The 20,287-nt window shown below is 50.6% G+C and carries 9 protein-coding genes and 1 riboswitch; of the genes, 2 read left to right on the plus strand and 7 right to left on the minus strand.

The genetic code is table 11. The features are described 5' to 3' along the window. From B2633_RS12140 to B2633_RS12155, 4 genes are all read right to left on the minus strand, one after another. Positions 1–748: inorganic phosphate transporter (locus B2633_RS12140; protein ID WP_483170944.1), on the minus strand; the 748-nt coding region annotated here is incomplete at its 3' end. Continuing rightward, positions 741–1,373, minus strand: coding sequence for a DUF47 domain-containing protein (locus tag B2633_RS12145; protein WP_481037873.1), 633 nt, complete (start codon positions 1,371–1,373; stop codon positions 741–743). The genes B2633_RS12145 and B2633_RS12140, both read right to left, overlap by 8 nt. A 119-nt stretch (positions 1,374–1,492) precedes the next feature. Continuing rightward, positions 1,493–2,839, minus strand: coding sequence for a bifunctional folylpolyglutamate synthase/dihydrofolate synthase (locus B2633_RS12150; RefSeq protein ID WP_483170955.1), 1,347 nt, complete (start codon positions 2,837–2,839; stop codon positions 1,493–1,495). After that, positions 2,776–5,421, minus strand: a complete 2,646-nt coding sequence (locus B2633_RS12155) for a valine--tRNA ligase (RefSeq protein ID WP_483170945.1) — start codon at positions 5,419–5,421, stop codon at positions 2,776–2,778. The genes B2633_RS12150 and B2633_RS12155 overlap by 64 nt, the downstream gene beginning before the upstream one ends. 274 nt (positions 5,422–5,695) lie before the next feature. Here B2633_RS12155 and B2633_RS12160 point away from each other — a divergent pair, with 274 nt between their 5' ends. Continuing rightward, positions 5,696–6,967, plus strand: coding sequence for a YecA family protein (locus B2633_RS12160; protein ID WP_483170947.1), 1,272 nt, complete (start codon positions 5,696–5,698; stop codon positions 6,965–6,967). 209 nt (positions 6,968–7,176) lie between these two features. On the opposite strand, the gene B2633_RS12165 is transcribed toward B2633_RS12160, so the two are convergent. Continuing rightward, entirely contained in the window at positions 7,177–16,749 is a 9,573-nt protein-coding gene (locus B2633_RS12165) for a hemoblobin-interacting domain-containing protein (protein ID WP_483170949.1), read from the minus strand. Between the two features lie 343 nt (positions 16,750–17,092). Continuing rightward, positions 17,093–17,212: riboswitch (molybdenum cofactor riboswitch) on the minus strand. Positions 17,213–17,501: 289 nt separating this feature from the next. On the opposite strand from B2633_RS12165, the gene B2633_RS12170 reads away from it, so the two are divergent. Next, positions 17,502–18,620: an Ig-like domain-containing protein gene (locus B2633_RS12170; protein ID WP_483170951.1), complete on the plus strand. Its 1,119-nt coding sequence runs from the start codon at positions 17,502–17,504 to the stop codon at positions 18,618–18,620. A gap of 69 nt (positions 18,621–18,689) precedes the next feature. Here B2633_RS12170 and yihA read toward each other — a convergent pair whose 3' ends face one another. Together yihA and B2633_RS12180 are read right to left on the minus strand one after the other, a co-directional pair. Further along, a complete protein-coding gene (yihA, locus tag B2633_RS12175) occupies positions 18,690–19,289 on the minus strand; it encodes a ribosome biogenesis GTP-binding protein YihA/YsxC (protein ID WP_483170952.1) in 600 nt (199 codons plus the stop codon). Positions 19,290–19,390: 101 nt separating this feature from the next. Further along, positions 19,391–20,287 (minus strand): S16 family serine protease (locus tag B2633_RS12180; protein ID WP_483170953.1); only part of this gene is annotated, 897 nt, incomplete at its 5' end.

A 20,287-nucleotide genomic window follows, 5' to 3' on the forward strand; every position in this document is an offset into this window, starting at 1 on the left:
TAGGCTCAATGCGAAAGATCTTGCCGCCCATGGTGCGGATGATCTTCCAGCCTCCGAAGGCGGTGCCTGCTGACATGGATAAGGCACAGGCGACTTTGACCCACAGCGGGACGTAAAATTCGGGCAGAATGCTGGCACTGACCAGGACCATAGCGATAATGCCCATCGATTTCTGGGCATCATTGCTGCCATGGGCGAAGGAGGCCATACAGGCTGACACGACCTGCAGTTTGCGGAACTGATTGTTTATTCTGGCAGGGGCCGCATGTCGAAACACCCAGAATAAAACCGTCATAACCAGGCTCCCGGCTACCAGGCCGATAACCGGCGAGGTCAGCAAACCGGCCAGAATCTTAACGAAACCCGCCCACAAGACCTGCTCTGTTCCTACCGCGCCAATAACGGCTCCGATCAGGCCGCCGATCAAAGCGTGTGAGGAGCTGCTGGGTATGCCGAAATACCAGGTAAATAAGTTCCAGAAAATTGCCCCGATCAAGGCGCATATCAATACCAGAGGAGTGATCAGCTCTGGAGGTACAATGCTTTTACCGATGGTGTTGGCGACCGCAGTGCCGCTCAAGGCTCCGGCAAAGTTGAGAGTTGCGGCTACAACAATGGCCGCCCGCGGCGAGAGGGCTTTGGTAGATACTGAAGTTGCTATGGCATTGGCAGTGTCATGAAAACCGTTAATAAAGTCGAATATCAGCGCCAGGATTACCACCAGGCCGATTAACATCAAACTAGACATACTTAACCGCTATTCCCTTAAGGATATTGCTGACATTTTCACAGTAATCCAGCGTCGTTTCAAGATGCTCGTAGATTTCTTTCCATTTAATAATATCCACCACATTGCGGGTATTCTCAAAAAGAAGGGCAATACCCGCTCGATACAGGAAATCGCCCTCATGTTCGTAAGATCTGATTTTTTCGCTGGATTCGATGATACCGTTGTGGTTGGCTCTGACATCGGTCAACTGCGCTATCGCTGATTTTATCTCCTGGGCTGCCGCCTGCAGGACGTATGCCAGCTTAAGCACATAGTTTTCATTGGGTTTGCCGGCTTTATAGATTACAATTTTCTCCATAGTCCCCTGAATATGATCCAGAACATTGGTCAATTCCCGGGTTAACGCCAGGATATCTTCACGGTCAAACGGGGTTACAAATGAATTGTTGATCTGTTCCATGACTTTGGCCATGGTCTTATTGCCCCGTTCTTCAACCGCGCTGATGAGTTCCAGGTTATCAACCGGGTCGGTTTGATGCTCCAGAAAATCCTTTAATATATCAGCCGCTTCCGAGATGGCTTCAGCGATTTCATCAAAGTAGCTGAAAAATCTTTCCTCCCGTGGTTTTAACTTGATTACCACTGTATATGCCTCCCCGTATACATTGCTTTGGTATGATTTAATTATAACAATTTGCGCTTTAAAACAATGTTAACAATGTGTTAACGATGATGTAAGCTTCTCTTAACATAGGATTTACATTACTCAGGTTTTCCCACCATATACTGCCGGGCTTTGTCAATTACATAGAAAGAGCCGGTCACTAACAGATAAGACTGATCGGAGAGCAGCAAGCGGCTCAGGTCCACTGCTGTTTCAATGTCTTCTTCCAGCCGGCAAGGGATGTCCGGAAACAATTCTTGCCATACCTCAGCGCACCTCTGCCAGTGCCGGCTGCGATGGCCTGCCGGTCTGGTTACTACACAGTATCTGCAACCCGGACCCAGGATTTGCAGAACTCCCCGGGCATCTTTATCGTCGACCATCCCCACCAGCAAAACCCCCTCCCTTCCGGGCAGCAGTTCTGAAAGTGCCGTCTTCAAAGCCTGAGCCGCCTGGCGGTTGTGGGCCACATCGCATATTATCAAGGGATCCTGGCTGAGCATTTCTAAGCGGCCTTTGGTATGCAATTTCCCCAGCGCTGATTTAATATATTCGTCAGTGATGATAAACGACATTTTTTCCAATTCTGACAGAGCCGTCATGGCACAGGCCAGATTCCGCAGCTGAAATAGGCCGGGCAGGGAAAACCATATTGCCTGGATAGAGTGAGTTCCAACCTCAATATTTATTAATTGCCCGGAAAGATCCTTGCGTTCACCGGGGGTGACCGCAGCCTGTGAATACGGTACAACCGGGCTGTGCATCACTCCGGCCCAGGCCTCAATAACCCGCCGGGCCGCTTCATCCATCGGACCGACTACTACGGGAATGCCGGGTTTGATTATCCCGGCCTTATTGGCCGCGATTTGCGGCAGTGAATCGCCCAGATAAGCGGTGTGATCATAATCCACACCGGTGATGACGCATAAACAGGGAGAGGCCGCGGTAGTGGCGTCATAGCTCCCGCCCATGCCGGTTTCCAGTATAGCTATATCCACCCCCTCTTCTTGGAAGAAGAGAAAGGCGATGGCGGTCAGTATCTCGAACTCGCTGGGGAAATCCCCGCTATTGAGGCTCCGGGCTGCCTTCAGTACTTTTTCCAGATAAACATGTAGTTGACCGGGCGAAATAGCCCGGTCATCGATCTCAAATCGTTCGCAATAGGAGTGCACATGCGGGGAGCTGTATCGTCCGGTTCGATAGCCGGCAGCCGTCAAGACCCCGGCAATGATCAGTGCGGTAGAACCTTTGCCATTGGTGCCGGCGATATGCACTGCTTTAAGGTTTTGATGGGGATTGCCCAGGGCCTGCAAAAGCAAGTTGATCCGCTCCAGCCCCGGTTTGATGCCCAGCCGGCACAGCTCGTTGAGCTTTTGTTGGATCAGCCTTTCAATATCTGCAGACGTCTTATAATCCCCTCTCTTTTGGCACTGGCTTCCTGCAATTTGCCCTGTTCTTTGACAATGACCTCCTGCGGCGCCTTGGCCACAAACTGAGGGTTCTTAAGCTTGGCATCCGCTTTTTCCATTTCGGCCTCCGCGTTCCGCATCTCTTTCTGCAGGCGCTGTATCTCTTTATCCACATCGATGGCCCCTCCCAGGGGGACGTATATTTCAGCTTCGGCCATAAGACTGGCGGCGGCCTGCTGCGGCTTGTGTTCCAGCCCGGCCGCAATCCGCACCTGGCTCAAATTGGCCATCTCTGTGATCAAATTGCTGTTATCTTTGAGCATTGCCATTAAAGCCTCATCCCCGACCACCACTACGGCTTCAAGCGGCGCGCCGGGACTGACCGTGAATTCAGCCCGGATATTGCGTATAGAGCGGATCATCTGCATGATAATCCGCATGTCATCCACCGCCTCGGGCCACTGACGCTCCCCGGCCGGCCAGGCATCCAGCATGATGGTATCGCTATGCCCGGGCAGATGCTGATAGATCTCTTCGGTAATAAAGGGCATGAAGGGATGCAAGGCACGCAGTATATCCATCAAGACCCGTACCAATACGTTTTGCGCCACCAGGCGGGCCTGCTCACTGTCGCGGTTGAACAGGCGCGGCTTGGTCAGTTCGATATACCAGTCGCAGAACTCATCCCAAATAAACTCATACAGCTCACGGGCGGCCTCACCCAGGTCGTATTTTTCCAGGTGAGCGCTTACCGCCGCCAGCCGGGTGTTGAGTTCTGAAATAATCCAGCGATCCGCCAGGGTGAGCTCTTGTTCAGCCGGCTCCATGGCCCGGTAGCCATCCAGATTCATCAGGACAAATCTGGAGGCGTTCCAGATCTTGTTGGCAAAGTTCCTGGTGTTCTCTACTTTCTCCCAGTTGAAGCGCACATCATTGCCTGGAGTAACCCCGGTAGTCAAAGAGAAACGCAGGGTGTCGGCCCCGTATTTCTCGATCACCTCGATGGGATCGATGCCGTTATCCAGGGACTTGCTCATCTTGCGCCCCAGGCCGTCCAGAACCAGACCGTGAATATTTACGACCGAGAAAGGCGTTTGTCCGGTGTGCTCAATCCCGGAAAAAATCATCCTGGCCACCCAGAAGAAGATGATGTCCCTGCCGCTGACCAGCACGCTGGTCGGATAATAAAAGTCCAGATCAGTAGTTTTTTCGGGCCAGCCCAGGGTGGAAAACGGCCACAAGGCGCTGGAAAACCAGGTGTCCAGAACATCTTCGTCCTGCACCAGGTTGGAGGATTGGCATTTTGGGCAGTCTGCCGGATCAGTCCGGCTGCAGATCACCTCGCCACAGTCCTGGCAGTACCACACCGGGATGCGGTGCCCCCACCACAGCTGACGGCTGATGCACCAGTCACGGATGTTCTCCATCCAATTCGTGTAGATGCGGGTAAAGCGTTCCGGCACAAAGCGGGTCTCACCGGCCAATACCCTTTGAATAGCCGGTTCGGCCAGAGGCTTCATTTTAACAAACCACTGCGTAGAGATGAGCGGCTCGATGATAGTATCACAGCGCTGGCAATGCCCCACCGCATGCTGATGATCTTCGATTTTCAAGAGAAAGCCTCCCCGGGTCAGGTCTTCCACCACCCGCCGGCGGCATTCATTACGGCTCAAGCCCTGGTAGGCCCCGGCATTCTCATTCATGATGCCATGGTCGTCCATGACTGCGATTTGGGCCAGGTCATGGCGCAGCCCCATTTCGAAATCGTTGGGATCGTGGGCCGGAGTAACCTTTACCGCGCCGGTTCCAAATTCGCGGTCAACATAACTGTCCGCCACCACCGGGATCAATCTTCCCATCAACGGCAATACCACCTGACGGCCTATCATATGTTGATAGCGGCTGTCTTCGGGGTGAACCGCCACCCCGCTGTCACCCAGCATGGTCTCCGGTCTGGTAGTAGCCACCACTATATAATCATCGCTGTCCTGAAGGGGATATTTAATGTACCACAGCTTGCCGGCCGTGTCTTCATGCTCGACTTCTATATCTGAAATGGCGGTGTGGCAGCGGGGACACCAGTTGACAATGTAATCCCCTTTATAAATCAGGCCTTTTTCGAAAAGACTTACAAAAACTTCGCGCACCGCCCGGGAGCAGCCTTCATCCATGGTGAAGCGTTCCCTGCTCCAGTCGCAGGAAGCCCCCATCAGCCTCAACTGGCTGGTGATGCGGCTGCCGTACAGGTGCTTCCATTCCCACACTTTTTCCAGGAAGCCTTCACGCCCCAGGTCGTGTTTGGAAATGCCTTGCCGGGCCAGGGACTCTTCAACCCGGGCCTGGGTGGCGATACCGGCATGGTCGGTCCCGGGTACCCAGAGAGCGTTGTAACCCTGCATGCGGCGCCACCGGGTCAGGATGTCCTGAGGGGTGATATCCATGGCATGCCCGAGATGCAGGGCACCGGTGACATTGGGAGGCGGCATTACGATGGAAAACGGCTTTTGGCTATAATCAGGCTCGGGGGTAAAATAGCCCTGTTCTTCCCAATGTGAGTACCATTTCTTTTCCACCGCTTCGGGATTGTACACACTTGGCATATCATGACCGGTCGACATATGATGACCTCCTCCGTTCTCTATCACCATGCTTAAAACGCTGGTTCTTGAACTATATATTGTCAATTTTACTGAATATAGCCCCCGCTGCGCAAGCTATACCGCAAAATCATGGAAAAACGGCATTATTCCAATACATTTTTATACGATTATGTCCTTAACAGACCCAACCTAGACTTTTGGCTCACAGTATGATGAAATCCGGCCATTGGTGACTTACAAACGCCGTTGTGATAAGCTAAACTGAGCAAAATCCTTAGGGGGGACATCATCCTTGGCGAAACACAAAATCGGCCGCAACGCCCCCTGCCCTTGCGGCAGCGGTAAAAAGTACAAGCATTGCTGTGGCCCGGTGGCGGAAATCACTACTGTCTCGATAGATCCCTTTATCCGCTACAGCGGCATCATGACAGCTTTAAAACTCAAATTGGATCAAGCCAACCAGCACGATATCCGCAGGCATCGCCGCAGCCTGCAGAGCCGCTTTGTTCGTTTTGCCGCAGACCAGTATCTGCCCCGCGAACATGAGACCTTGTTCTCCGACTGGCTGTGGTTTGATGTGGCGGGCGACTCCGGAGGCAGCATCGGAGAGGCTTATTTGCTGGAAAACGGAGCATACCTTGATACAGCCTCCCGCAATTGTTTGGAGGCCTTGAATCGATCAAGATTGGGAATTTATGAAGCCATCGGTTCATCTCATATGCACCTTTTAGTAAGGGACCTGGCCACCGGTCTGGAGCGGGAGGTTCTGCTTAAAGAAGCCCTGGAGTTCGATAACAGCGAGACTATACTGCTTCTGGGCAGGCTGGCGGAACTGCCGGAGGACAACATCTTTTCGGGAATGGTCTTAATGGTCCGGGATCAATCCCTGGAAAAATCCTTCTTAACCGAACATATCCAATATTTGTTGAATCTGACCCCGGACGAGGATGCTGAAGAAATATTCAAAGATAACGGTGAGATAATTTACGGTATATTCAATCATGCTCAAAATAAAACCATGCTCAAGCTCAATGACATCAGGCTGCTCTATCACCACAGCACCCAGGAGGAAGCCCTGCAGCGCATCTTGTCCGGTTCTGCGGGCTATAAGATGATCCATCGCAGCCAGGGCTGGCTGTGGCTGGCGGCAGGAGACGGTTCCGGCCCTTATGCGCGCCTGGCGGTTGGTCCGGAAATCATTTTAAGCTGTGCAGATTTGCTGGATGAGGTTAACAGCCAGCAAAAAAGCCTAAGCGAACTCTGGCCCGACCAACCCCTGCAACTCTTCAGCAGTGTGCTCTATCCCGATCCGCCCCCTGCAGAGCTGATACCTTTGTGGTTTATGGTGGTGAAGGATAAGGAGACCGAACGCTGGCTGGACCTGCCTCATCCCGAGGAGGACCTTACCCCCAGACAGATCCTGGCTCAAGAAGAAGGGAAAGAGTCCCTTGACGCCTTGCTGGCCCGATTTGAAAAGACGCGGGAAAGTGAGGAGGAAAAAGAGCTGGCGGCTTATATGAGGGAACGCCTGCATACCGATATTCAAACCTCGAAACAGAACTGATACCAGAGGCCGGGTCTCTCCTGCACCGCCTGGCGCAGTTCTTCCACCCCGGGGGCAGATTGAGGTCCTTTTTAACTCCAGAATTATTATCTGGAGTTAATTAACACCATTGCAAGTGGTCTGTACCCCACCCGCCGGGTAAACAAGGGTCAAGCTCTTAAGCTTTGCAGCTTAAGAGCTTGACCTGAAGCTTGTCAAATATGTTTTTACTATGCAGCCAGTTGCAGAGCTTTGACAATCACGGTAGCTGCCTCCGCCCGGCTGGCATTATTTTGCGGCCGGAAGGTATTATCCGGATAGCCGTTGATTATCTGGTTCTGGCTGGCTGTTGCCACAGCATTGCCGGCCCAGGCGGAAATCTTGTTGCCATCGGCAAAGGCTTTGCCTTCCTTAACCTCGGCCAGTTTAGCCGCCTTAACCACCATTACCGCCATCTGTTCCCGGGTAATGGAATCATCCGGACCAAAGCTGGTATCGCTATAGCCGTTTACTATCCCGTAGGCCGCTGCGGTAGCTATGGCATCTTGTGCCCAGTGCCCGGCAGTGTCGTTAAAGACTTTACCCTGCTTCTGTTCCAGCTGCAAGGCCTTGACCAGAATACTGGCAAACTCTGCCCGGCTGATTCCCTGATCGGGCTTAAAGGTGCCATCCGGATATCCCCCGATAGCTCCCAGGGATATTAATTCGGCAATAGCCGGCTGAGCCCAGTGCTCTTGAATATCACTCAGGTTTACCAGCTCACCGGGGCTAAGCGGCAGGCTGGCCTGCGCCTTTTCAACAGCTATGATCGCCAACTTGGTAAAGTGCTTGATCTCGCCGCTCACTGTAGCTGCTGCCAGGTCGACCTTGATATTATCCAAGGCGATCCATCGGTTTTCCTCTTCGTTCAGATAACAGATGATAAGGTCATATTTGTTGGTATCTACTTTGGACTTATCGAAGGTAAGGGTAATGGTAACCGCTTTGTCGAAGTTCCCGTCCTGATCTTTGGTAATTTCTATTACATCACTGGCCAGTATGCTCTTAGCGGCCATAGGCAGATCGGAAACATCAGTTATTTTCTGTACTGCCACTTTGATGCTCTGATTAAAGGATGCCGCAGGAATTAAAATCATTGCGCCATACTCATTTATGGTTCCTCCGTCTGTACCGATCTCCTGTTCAGCTGACGGGCCGGCTCCCCCGGCTGCGGATGCGGTTCCAGTAGTGGTGAATTCAAAGGATTGTATAGCGCCTAAAGTACCACCGTTATTCGCCTCAAAATCTGCGGCTAATTCAACTACATAAATCGTACCGGATTTCAAATTATCAAACATGAGTTCAAGCCGGCGGATCTTAACCGCATCGTCTCCCTGGCCTTGTTTGATGTAATTGTAATCCGAGTATTGGACCTCGCTGCCGGTATTTTTTTCATAGACCTTGATTTTGCTTAAATTACTGTTCAAGGTTCTATCAATACCACTATCGAAGTCAAACTGCAAAAGGGTATCTGTCGGCGAAAGTTTGGCTTTATTGAAGCTGACGTTCAAGCCTCCGGAAGTCCCGCTTCCTGAGCCGTCGCCGCCTCCGCCGCCGCCATCATTTCCGGCCGCACTTTGTTCATAAGCAGCAAATAAGGTAAAGTGCTTGGTCCAGATGACAAGATCCTGACCGTCGTCAACTTTGCCGTCTTCTCCCGCGGGAAGGTTGGCATCCGCCCAGGCCTGGCTGTTTGTAGCACAGACATTGGTTATGGGAGTAAAGGTTCCGTTTCTGAAGTAACCGACATCCTTGCCGGCTTGGCCGGGAATGACCAGCTTGACCGCCTGGCTGAATGTAAGCGGCACATCGCCAAAGCCTACCTCAATTACTGCTTTTACCGTAGCGGTTTTGTCCGCATCCGGGGTAACGGTAACACTATCGTTGGCCCGCACAGTGGGGACATTGATGGTTCCATCCCATCCCTCAGGAGCGCTGACGGTTGTCCCGGCCGGGATTTCCACCTGCACCGGAGCAGCATCGATAGAAGTATCGGCAGTAATGGTCAAGGCCGGTAAAGCCCCGGTCTGGACCTCACCACCGGCCGGTGCATTCAGCAACCCCCCGACATTGATGGTGGCATTATTTATACCTTCTGGGATCGTTACCGTAGTTGCTGGAGTAGTGCCGGCTACCGCTAAGTTTTTGTTGCCTTCGTCTACAGTTACACTTGATCCGGTGATCACCTTATGCATTTTTTGAGTGACTCCGGTGTCACTGTATCCTGTGGCTTTAACTACTATTTCATAATCCCTGGCCTCAGTGAACAACCCGGCGCCAATGGTGATCTTGCCTGCGCTTACACTATACTGGCCGCTTATGGAACTGCCGTCGATGGTTACATCGGAGATAGCATTCCTCCAGGCCGCCTCATCAATGAATGTGATGTCGACCGGATTGCCCACGTGATTGTCACTTGCGTCTTTTTTCAAAGTCGGTGGATTGGTCAGAGCCTCTCCGATCTGAGTGCTGAAGCTCTCCACTAATCCCCCATCGACCGATTTTAACTGTTTGGCCGGATCAGCGCTCTTCGTGTAACTGATAGTTACATTATTAGCGCCAGTGGCCTTGGTGCTTAACACCAGTTTGATTTTCTCCACCGTGTTGGTTGTCTCTACCCCGCTTACGGCGACCGCAGCACCGTCAACGGTTACCGTAAACTGCCCCTGAGTGCCGGCAGGATCTGCCATCTCTTTGTCAAAAGTAAGGCTCAGATCTCCTTTACTGGTTATTTCGCCCGATAGCAGTTTTGGCGCCGGCACCGGAGCAGGAGCGCTATTGATTGTCTGGGTGATGCTGGCGTCAGCATAGCCGGTTGCTTTTACAATGATGACATAGTCTTTGGCTTCGTCAAACACCCCGGCATCAATGGTGATCTTGCCTGCACTTACACTATATTGGCCGCTTATGGAACCGCCGTCGATGGTTACATCGGAGATGGCATTCCTCCATGCCGCGTCATCAATGAATGTAATATCGACCAGATTGCCCACCAAGTTACCACTGGTATCTGCTTGCAAAACCGGTGGGTTGGCCGGATCGCCTGCTGAATTTTTGCTGATGGTTTGTGTCACATACACATCCGGATAACCGGTAGACCTGATCAGCAAATCATAATCTTTATCCTCGGTGAAGGCGCCAGCGCCAATTTGAATATGGCCCGGGCTTACTGTGCACTTGTCGAATACAGAGATGCCGTCACGATCATAATCTCCGCCAATTTGAACGTCACTGATGGCATTCAGCCATTTGTCGCTTCCATTCAGGTAAATGTCTAACGGAGATCCGATCTGTCCGTTCATGGTTCCCTGAGCAGGAGTTCTAACCGTTATACTTGGTCCATAGGTGCTCGCGTTGTCCACTATTTCCAATTTAAAGGTGTAGTCATGATTCTCAAGCAGTCCGGTAACCGTATATCTAACATCTCCGCTCGATACAGTGGCCACCTGCTCGCCGTTGCGTAAAATTCTAATCTGAGCATTGGTGGTGGGAGGTCCAATTATAGTAGGCATTTTCCAGTTCAGGGTCATGCTGTCACTCTGAAGATTGGTCACCGCCAGCCAGTCAGAACCCAGCGCCCAGTTGGTTGGCTCACCGGAAGTGGTTTTTACCGTAATACTGGGGCCAGGACTTTCTGCTCCCAGTGTGTCTTGGGCGTAGATCTGGAAGGTATACTCGGTATTCGGCTGCAGATGTTTTTGGTCGATATAAACCACAGCATTGCTCGGGTTGTTTGCTTTAGTCCAGTATACTGTCCATTTACCATCATAGTACACTTTATACAAACGGACCCCTTGTTCATCCGTGGCCGGGTTCCAGTTCAAAATCACACTGGTGGGGCCGACCTCGGTAACGCTTACCTGGCTGCCCTCCGGCCAAACCGGAGCGGTGTTTTCAGTTGTTGTAACATCAACACTTGGACCGTCCAGGCTCCATTTGCCCTGGGCATTCCCGGCTTCAACCTTGAATTGGTATATTATCCCTGGCAACAGTCTGGTAACACGGCAGCTTGTATCTGTCCCAGGGACTTCCGCTACAAGATTAGCCCCCTGGTACACCCTGTATCCCGTTACCGCAACCGGATCGCCGGCTCCGCTCCAGGAGAGAGTAAGTTCGCTTTCATCAATTTCGCTGGCTGTCAGGCCGCCATCCACCCAAGTGGGGGCAGCAGTTAAACCGGTTAGCTCATCCTTATCCGCCTGGTACCAGACCACCGGGTTGAAGAGACTGTCATAATTCTTAACCAAAACTACCGGCCCGGAACCCGGTGTCAGCTCATTGCTCTCCAGCAAAGCTATACCGGCCCTTTCAGCAGCGTCCTGGTTATTGATCAGTACATCATTAACTTTACTATTGGCTGAAGTCCGGGTCTGCACTAATATACCGTTGTCACAATTGCTTATTTTATTACCCTCCAGAGTTGCAGTTCGTCCATAGGGTATTAAAAATCCCGCCGAAGGGCCGCTGCTGGTATTTCCCTGGAATCCGGTGATTATGTTATTTATAGCCAACAATTCCCCGTTTGTATTATAGCTCACCGCATATCCGGGTTTACCGGCACCGTCGAAGGTGCAGCTCTCAATCCTGATGCCCGGGGAATACGAGTTATTAGATTGTTGAATACTTACGGGAGCAACTTTGGTAGGGCCAAAACGGCAATTGGTAAGCCACAAGCTGCCGCCATTGACTAGTACGTAGCTATCCAGGGCTTCTCCGCCCTTAAATTCTACGTTCTCAAACCTAAATCCGCTCCCCCCGTGCGCTATAGCCATGGCATCGTATGAGGCTCCGGTAGCGTCAATAACGCCATTTTTGATAATAGCGTTTACACCATCCTTATAAACTCCCGAATTAAGGTAACAGTCCTGGAAAACGAGAGTCTTCCCTTTTAAGTCTAGAGTATTGTCGGGGAGGCTTTCTTCAAAAGGTGTCAACATAACAATCTTTTGAATATTATCCTTGTTTAAAGCCGTCCAGAATTCGTACGCGGTATCCCGAACACCATTATGACCGTCTTTCATGCGAACAGGCATTACCCCGCCTTCCCAGGGTTCCCAGCTCACATTTATCTTCCAGGATGCAGTGGCAGTGCCTCCCTGACGATTAATCGTCGCGGTCAGGGTAACTTCTCTGTCCAGACCATCGGCAGGTTTGACCACTATAACATTGTAACCGGGCAGGGTTCTAATTACTTCCGGATCGCTGGAAGACCAAGTTATCCCGACACCAGGCCAAGAACTGTAAGTGTTGGGCAGTTGGAAATCGGTCACCACATGATCAAAACTGTCCCCGGGAGCAAAAGTTATAGGCAGCGTCCCATCCAGTAATTGTTGTTTTACCTTTTCAACTACACTGGCATCATCCTCAAATAATACCATTAAATCTCCTGCAGGTTTCATTGGTTCACCGGCTCCGACACCGACATTGGTGTGCCAGGTCCAGTTGCCCATGCGGTCATAGGCTTTTAAGTTGTAGGCGTAGGTCTGACCGACCTGCAAGGCGGGGTCGGCATCAGTATAGTGATAGGTCCCGCCGGAACTATCCGCTAGATCGATCAGGCCGATCATATTGCCATCCCGGTAAATCTCGATTTTGGAGAGCGCATCAGTATCATGAGCCTGTATTTGTGGGAAAGTAATTGTTTTGTTTTGAATGTCAACTATAGCTCCACCGGTAAACGTGGCAGGACCGGGCAGCCAGTTGTCGTAAAATACCTGGTAGATAAAGCTTCCGCCCGTTTCCGGCACATCGGCAGCCGCCACACTGATAATATGCTTATCTGCCTGGCTCCGATCCGGTACCAGGTATTGAATTACCCAGGCACTGGGGTTCGATTTGTCAGCAGTGGCGTCACCTGATTTATCTACAACGTAAACCGACACCTGGTCGATATTAAGCGCGGGATCAACCGGGAAAGAGAGGGTCGCATTTTTGGCATCACCAGACCCCTGGAGATAGACCTCATAGGCATACCCTACCGGGAATATTTTATATCTCATTTCCGCTGGAAGAGTTGTTCGTTTTATACCGGTCTGGTTGTTTCCTGTTGAGTCTAAACCATCGGGATAAACGGTAACATTGTCATCAAAACAAAGAGCTGCACCATTTTCCATTTCCACTTTGTTTCCGTCGACAGCTATAAAGACAGTCTGGCTGACAACCGTACCAGAGCCGCCCATTGCCCGTACTTCTACCTGGCTGACACCGGATACCAGACTTAAAGCACTGGCATCAACCGTTGCCGTTGTACCCGCATAAGATAAAACTGTCCAGGCACTGGAATCTCCGCCCGTAACTATACGGTATTCCAGGTTAGCTCCGGACGGCAGTCCGGCTAATGTCAGATTTGACCCGGAAAGCGTTGCTTTGGTAAACGTTATACCTGGCAGCTCATCAACGATTGTAAACTTAATTTCTATTGCTGGATCGCCCAGTTTGGCCCCATTCTTAAACGTCACTTCCGGGGAAATAGCAATTTTATAGACGGTGCTTAGGGCCAGGGGAGACCCGGGGCGAATAAATATATTATTCTTCTCAGGATTGGTGTTGTCAGCATTACCTAACGCGAATATATCCACGTCTGGCACTACTTGACCGCTGTTGTCCCGCAAGCTGATACAACTTATGTTTTGGGCAGCATTGTATACTACATTGTTGGAAAACTTCAATTTAATAACCGGATCGACTGGTACGGCCGAATTGCTTGAGATCACGGCCCCCTGGGTAGAGGTATTATCACCGTTAATCTCGCAAATATAAGCCGTTACCCTCGTATCAGCCTTAACTGTATATGCAGCAGTCAGGACACTACTGTCCTGCATACCGTCCTTGACAGCTATTGCTTTGATGGTTTTGGCCTCGTCAATTATAATAGGATTTTCATAGAGGCTACTGGAACCGGTCGGGGGTGTTCCATCAAGGGTATAGTAGATGGACGCCCCGGCAGTCGCCGTTGTCAGAGCCACTGTCGTGTTTTTATCCACTTCGCCGGCCCCGGGATTCGCTGACGGTGTCTCCACAACCGGTTGAGAAACATTGTTTGCAACATCGATTCCTGTAAAGCTTTCTAAAAGTCCGCCACCGGCTGACGCTACAGTTCCTGGCGTATAGCTAATCTTAACTCTATCCCCATATACGACCGGCGTGGTCAGAGCAAGGTCAATTTTTTTAGAGTCATCAGTGTTCAGAACAGCCGCCGTTGCCGGGTCGGCATTACCATTAACCAGGACGGTAAATTGATCTTTTTGGCTGCTGGGGTCGGCCATGGTCATGTTGAATTCTACCGTTACCTTGCTTCCCGTTGTATCGGTAGATGCTCCAACTAAAGCCGGTACAGGCTGTTCGACCTTCAGGGCCTGATACAGCACGGTCGTCCCGCTGGTATCGTAGATGGTGATCCCATAGCTGCCGTCTACCGGAGCGGTTATCTGGTTGGAGGCCAATAGAGCATCAACTGCCTGTTGGGCGCTTTCTTGATCGGTAATAACTACACCGTTCAGAGTTGCCCCAATCATCGCTTCTATCTTTGAATTAATGATATTATTGGCCAGAGTGGCGATGCCCGCTTCGATCTTGATATTGGCGCCGGAAGCAAAAGTGTTGCCGGTTAAGGTCAGCTTCTTGCCATACCCTGGCTTACCTTTGTTTACGGCGGATGTAGTCGCAAATAAAACGTAATTCTTTACCGGAGAAAAGCTGCAGTTACTGGCAACTATGTCATACGCCCCGGTTGTATCATTCTCCGAAGCATAAATGATATACTGAAAGCCTTCTGTATTCTGAAAAATAACATTTTCAAAATTCAGGCTGCGGCTATTGGCAAGATTTACTACTCTTTGTACTGTGGATACATTATTGCCATCCACTATCAGGTTGCCCATATCCAATCTGGCAGTACTGAACGATAACATATAAATTCCACTAAAATCCGGTACGATTTTTTTATTGTGACAGTCAATAATTCCCAGATCCACTGAAACATCTACATATTTTTTCAGCACAATGGTTTTTACCAGTTCCCTATTTAAAGCATATCTAAACTCGGTAAGGGAACTGACAGGCGCTGTCTCCGTCCAGCGCACGGTAAGGTTGTATTCCTTAGTGTCTGTCACTGTGCCACATGTGATAGTTTCGGTCAGTTTTACAGCAACAGAATCGGCATCAGGTTTGGTTACCGTAAAAGTATTTGCCTTTAATGGACTTAGGACATCAGTATTGGAAGACTCGAAGGTAACTGTGGCAGCACCATAAGGTGCACTCTTGATCTCTAGGTTCTGGGTCACACTGTCAACGCCGTCCCCTTCCGCAAAGCTAACCAGTTCCATCGCTTTGATGGCTGCCACTGTTCCGGCATCGTCCGCTACCGTAACAGTAACTTCCGGCGAAAAGTCAGATACGTTGTCATACCAGTCCCGGGTCTTCATGCTGTAGCGATAGGTGTTGCCTGGTTGAACTGTTTTATCGCTGTATGAATAATACTTATCATAATGTCCTTGTGTAGCACTACTATTAGGATTCGGCAAATTAAGCAGCAAGACTCCATCGCGATAAATATCGAAGCTGCTAATTCCTGAAGGATCTACAGTTTGTACTCCATCAACTCTGGGAGCATTGATCCTGAACTTCACTTCGTTTGACAATATAGAAGTTAAGTCCAGTGTATACGTGCTTGCATGGGTATCCTCAAAAAGTGCGAAATGCCCGATCCCATCCCGGTAATTCCACGCATTGGACTGCAAAGCTTTTCCGCCATTCACCCCATCAACAAGTTTCGGGTAGCCTTCAGCGGCTTTCTGGGTCCTCCAATTAGGCGGAGGGACAGCCCAGTAAATGGAAGACTTTGCCGGATCCATTCCTTCCTTTAGGGGAAGGCTAAGAAGCACATTGCCCCTAAAACCATAGCTAAATTGAAGTTTAACAACTTTCCCGATGTTCAGCCCCGGAATAGGATCCTGCTGTACCTCTGTTACCGTCAATGTCGCGCCTGGAGTAACCTCCGATTGCGACAGGTCGGCTACAATGCCGCCCTCAAAAATCATTGGGTTAACCGTGTCAACTACCGCAGGAACGCCCAGCGGCAATACCTGAGATGTTGGGTCTGCTGCTGCCAGGGTTGTCAGCTGAGTGCTGGGCCCGTTCGTACTCCAGTTTCCGTCCGCATCTCCTGCTTCCACTTTGAAGGTATAGTCAGTGTCGGCATCAAGGCTGTTGATGCTACATTCATAAACGGCGCCACTCACCGTGGCAGCTACGGAATTATCTTCCGTGTTATAAACTTTGTAATCTGTAACACCGGCATCATCTGTTGCTGGTGTCCAGGTCAAGGTTGCGCCGGTCTGGGTCACGTCACTGGCACTCAGAGTTGCATCTTCCGGCCACTGGGGCACTTGATCGTTCCCGTATTCCGGCAACTCCTGAGGGGTCTGATCAGGTACTGCTAGGGTTGTCAACTGAATGCTGGGCCCGTTCGCACTCCAATTCCCGGCAGCATTGCCGGCTTCCACCTTGAAGGTATAGTCGGTGCCGGCATCAAGGCTGTCGATGCTACATTCATAAACGGCGCCGCTCACAGTGGCAGCCACGGAATTGTTGTTCACGTCGTAAATTCTATAATCTGTAACACCTGTATCATCCGCTGCAGGTGTCCAGGTAAGGGTAGCCCCGGTCTGGGTCACTTCACTGGCGCTCAGGGTTGCATCTTCCGACCACTGGGGTACTTGATCGTTCCCGTATGTCGGTAACACATTGAAAACCATTGATATCATAAAAACTAGCATTGTCAAGATGGCTATCTTCGACCTGGTCGAACCTCTTAAACCCAATTCTCATTCCCTCCCCATTCTTTTTCTAACAAACAACCAGCAGAATAAATCGGATAAATAGATCCCCCGTTCGTACGTACTTTTCTATTAAACCTCCTCTCTGTTGCCGATAATATGATAATTGCTCCAAGCTTAGGTTTACTTTTATTGAAGCGTTTGGGTATATCTCCCCATAAAAACCAAAAACCCGGCGGAAAGACGCCGGGTTAAGATGACCTGATAGACTAGTCACCAGCAGCCAGTTCAATAGGAAAGGCGGACTGCGAAAAGCAGTCCGCCCTTGATCTGGCCGAATTCAGCTTCTCCTTTCCACAGTGGGGGGCACACCCGTTTCCCAGTATACCGTAACGCCCTGAAAACCATGGTCTATTACTTTAGGTCGTCAGGTTCGGAGCATATTAAATTGGTAGCTGTTATGGTTAGAAAACCATTATCCCGAAACCGCCTTACAGCATATCCCCTTTAACGCCGTCCAATATGTTCCTATAGGTATACTAATTTATATCTATAGGCATCTTTATTAGATACTAACATAACATAATAAAATATTACATAAAATATTTATTTTATTTATTTATCCTTGTTTATGTTAGTTTGGCATTAAAAATATATCCATGAAAAGTCTTCCTGTATGGCAAGTATTGTATATTTCTTTAAATCATGGCATAATCCGTTACTAGAGAGGTGGTTAATTGATGGACTTTGGGAGCCGCTTGAAACAGCTCAGGGAAGGCCGGAAGCTTTCAACCTCCAAGCTTTCCAAGCAATCCGGTCTGAGCCAGTCTTTTATCTGGAGAATTGAATCGGGAGAAAAGCAGCCTACCTTAGAGACCTTGAAGAAACTGTCCCAGGGGCTGGGGATGAGTTTAGGCGAACTGCTGGGCCAGGACTTGATGAGCAAACCCCAATCGTCAAAGATCAACCGGATCGCCAGCAATATACGGAGACTGCCGCCGGAGCAGGTGGATGCCCTTGATTTATTTATCGCCTCGCTGAGCGATGGACACGGCTCCGGCGAGCACACCTTAGCCTTAAAGGCGATCAACCTCAACCATTCCGAACCGGATGGTTTTGAAATAGAGCTGGTCTTCTCGGCCAATGTCTCCGCGGTTATGGAGCACAGAATACCGGACGGCATGAAAAGAAATCTGGAGTGTTTCCGCCTGTTTGACCAAAACATGAAGGAAGTGCCCATCGAGCTCATACCGGGTAACAAGCGAATGTATGGCAAAATGGCCGGAAGGACGTTTATTGTCAGGCCTCTTTCCCGGCTGGCTGATAGAAAGGCCTATAAGATTTCAATATCCAAATTCCTGCAGGCCAATAACTACAGTTATCTGAAAGAAGACCACACCATCCTGTTTTCAAAACGGGAAATCATGGACATCACACCCTTTAACCAGGAATTGTGCAATTCGTATCTTTCCTTGATGCTGGTCCGCAGCAATATTGCGTCCGGCGCCGAGAATGTCCCGGTTGACAAGGATATTAAGCTGACCTTTTCCAACAACATCATTGCCGAAGCAGTACGGGAAAACAATCTGCAGTGCTTCTCTTTGGAAAGCAGCAAGAAGCAGCCGGTCGACATCAAGATCATTATGGCGGAGCCCGATGATGATTCCGAAAGGCAAAAGGAAATTATCATCCATCCCCAACAGGCCCTGCAAAGCAATACCGCTTATGTTCTGACCATTTCCGAAAGTCTTCGGGGCGCTAATAAGAAGAGTTTGGGGATCGATAAGATCATTACCTTCACCACCGGTGCGGCCAACTCTTCCGCTGACGGCGAACAAGACGGCGTGTCGATAGCGTAGATGAAAAGCGCCACATCTCTGTGGCGGCTTCGGTTTTTATGTATTTTTGCGTCCGACTGTCATTTCATATCAGCGTTTTAGTTCAAGGTCGAGGATCTCCTGCATCGCCTGGCGCAGTTCTTCCACCCCGGCGCCGCTGACGGTGGAGAAGCACAAGGGTTCCACCCCGGGGGGCAGATTGAGGTCCTTTTTGATGACCGCGAGGTGTTTGCCGCGGGCGCCGCGGGATATCTTATCCGCTTTGGTAGCCACACACAGGACGGGCAGCTGCTGATGGAGGAGCCAGCTTTGAACCAGAATATCATCCCGGCTGGGAGGATGCCTTATGTCCACCAAGTGTAATATGCCCCTGAGCTGCTGGCGTTTGGTAAGGTATGCCTCGATGAACTTCCCCCACTTGGCCTGTTCTGTTTTGCTCACTTTAGCATAGCCATACCCCGGCAAGTCGACCAGATACCAGCTTTCATTGATAAGATAGTAGTTTATAGTGCGGGTTTTTCCCGGGGTAGAACTGGAGCGGGCCAGGCTTTTACGGTTGACCAGTTTGTTGATCAGCGAGGATTTGCCTACATTGGAGCGGCCTACAACAGCGATTTCCGGCATGGAACCTTCCGGCAGATCTTTTATGTGTACATAAACGCCCTGCAGTTCAGCTTTCTTAATTTTCATATTTATTGTTACGATCCTCTCTGCCAAATAAGGCATGAATGAAGAAGAGAACCAACAGTCCCTTCCCTCACTCATGCCTCTTTTTCTTAGGGTTGGCCCCCTTATGACGGAGGAATCTGCTCCTGTTCCGGCTTGATCAGGGTTTGGGCAAGAACATCATCCATATGGGACACGGTAACAAAGTTCAACTTGCGGCGTACATTGCCGGGAATGTCTTCCAGATCCTTTTTGTTCTCCACCGGTAAGATCACGGTGCGTATGCCGGCGCGGTGAGCCGCCAGGACCTTTTCTTTGAGTCCCCCGATGGGCAGAATCCGCCCCCGCAGAGTGATCTCGCCGGTCATAGCGACGTCGCTGCGGGCCGCGTTTCCTGACAAGGCCGAGGCCAGTGCGGTGGCGATGGTAATCCCCGCCGAGGGACCGTCTTTGGGAATAGCCCCTTCCGGCACATGCAAATGCAGGTCATATTCCGACTGGAGCTCCGGCTTGATGCCCAGTTCTTCAGCCTTGGATTTAACATAGGTCAGGGCCGCCTGGGCCGATTCCTTCATCACATCACCCAGTTTCCCGGTGAGGATGAGCTTGCCTTTGCCTTTGAGCAAGGCTACTTCCACTGACAGGATATCGCCGCCGGTTTCAGTCCAGGCCAGGCCGGTGGCAACCCCGACCTGATCCTCTTTCTCCGCCACCCCGAAGCGATATTTTTCTTTGCCCAGGAACTTGCTGATATTACTCCCGGTCACGCTGATAAAGGTTTTGGAATCCTCCACTACCATGCGGGCCACTTTGCGGCACACCGAAGCGATCTGCCGCTCCAGATTGCGCACCCCGGCTTCGCGGGTGTATTCGCGGATGATTTTCCGCACCGACCCTTCGGAAAACTCTATGTGCTTTTCTTTAAGCCCGTGCTCTTTGATCTGTTTGGGCACCAGGTAGCCCAAAGCGATATGCACTTTGTCTTCCTCGGTATAGCTGCTGATTTCTATGATTTCCATACG

This window comes from Syntrophomonas sp. UBA1041 (genome assembly GCF_002316705.1).
In the GTDB taxonomy this organism is placed as follows: domain Bacteria; phylum Bacillota; class Syntrophomonadia; order Syntrophomonadales; family Syntrophomonadaceae; genus DTU019.

Excerpts from the sequence above, each read along its gene's own strand:
- B2633_RS12155 (WP_483170945.1), bottom strand. The coding sequence starts at position 5,421 with ATGTCGACCGGTCATGATATGCCAAGTGTGTACAATCCCGAAGCGGTG.
- B2633_RS12165 (WP_483170949.1), bottom strand. The coding sequence starts at position 16,749 with ATGATATCAATGGTTTTCAATGTGTTACCGACATACGGGAACGATCAA.
- B2633_RS12170 (WP_483170951.1), top strand. The coding sequence starts at position 17,502 with ATGGACTTTGGGAGCCGCTTGAAACAGCTCAGGGAAGGCCGGAAGCTT.
- yihA (WP_483170952.1), bottom strand. The coding sequence starts at position 19,289 with ATGAAAATTAAGAAAGCTGAACTGCAGGGCGTTTATGTACACATAAAA.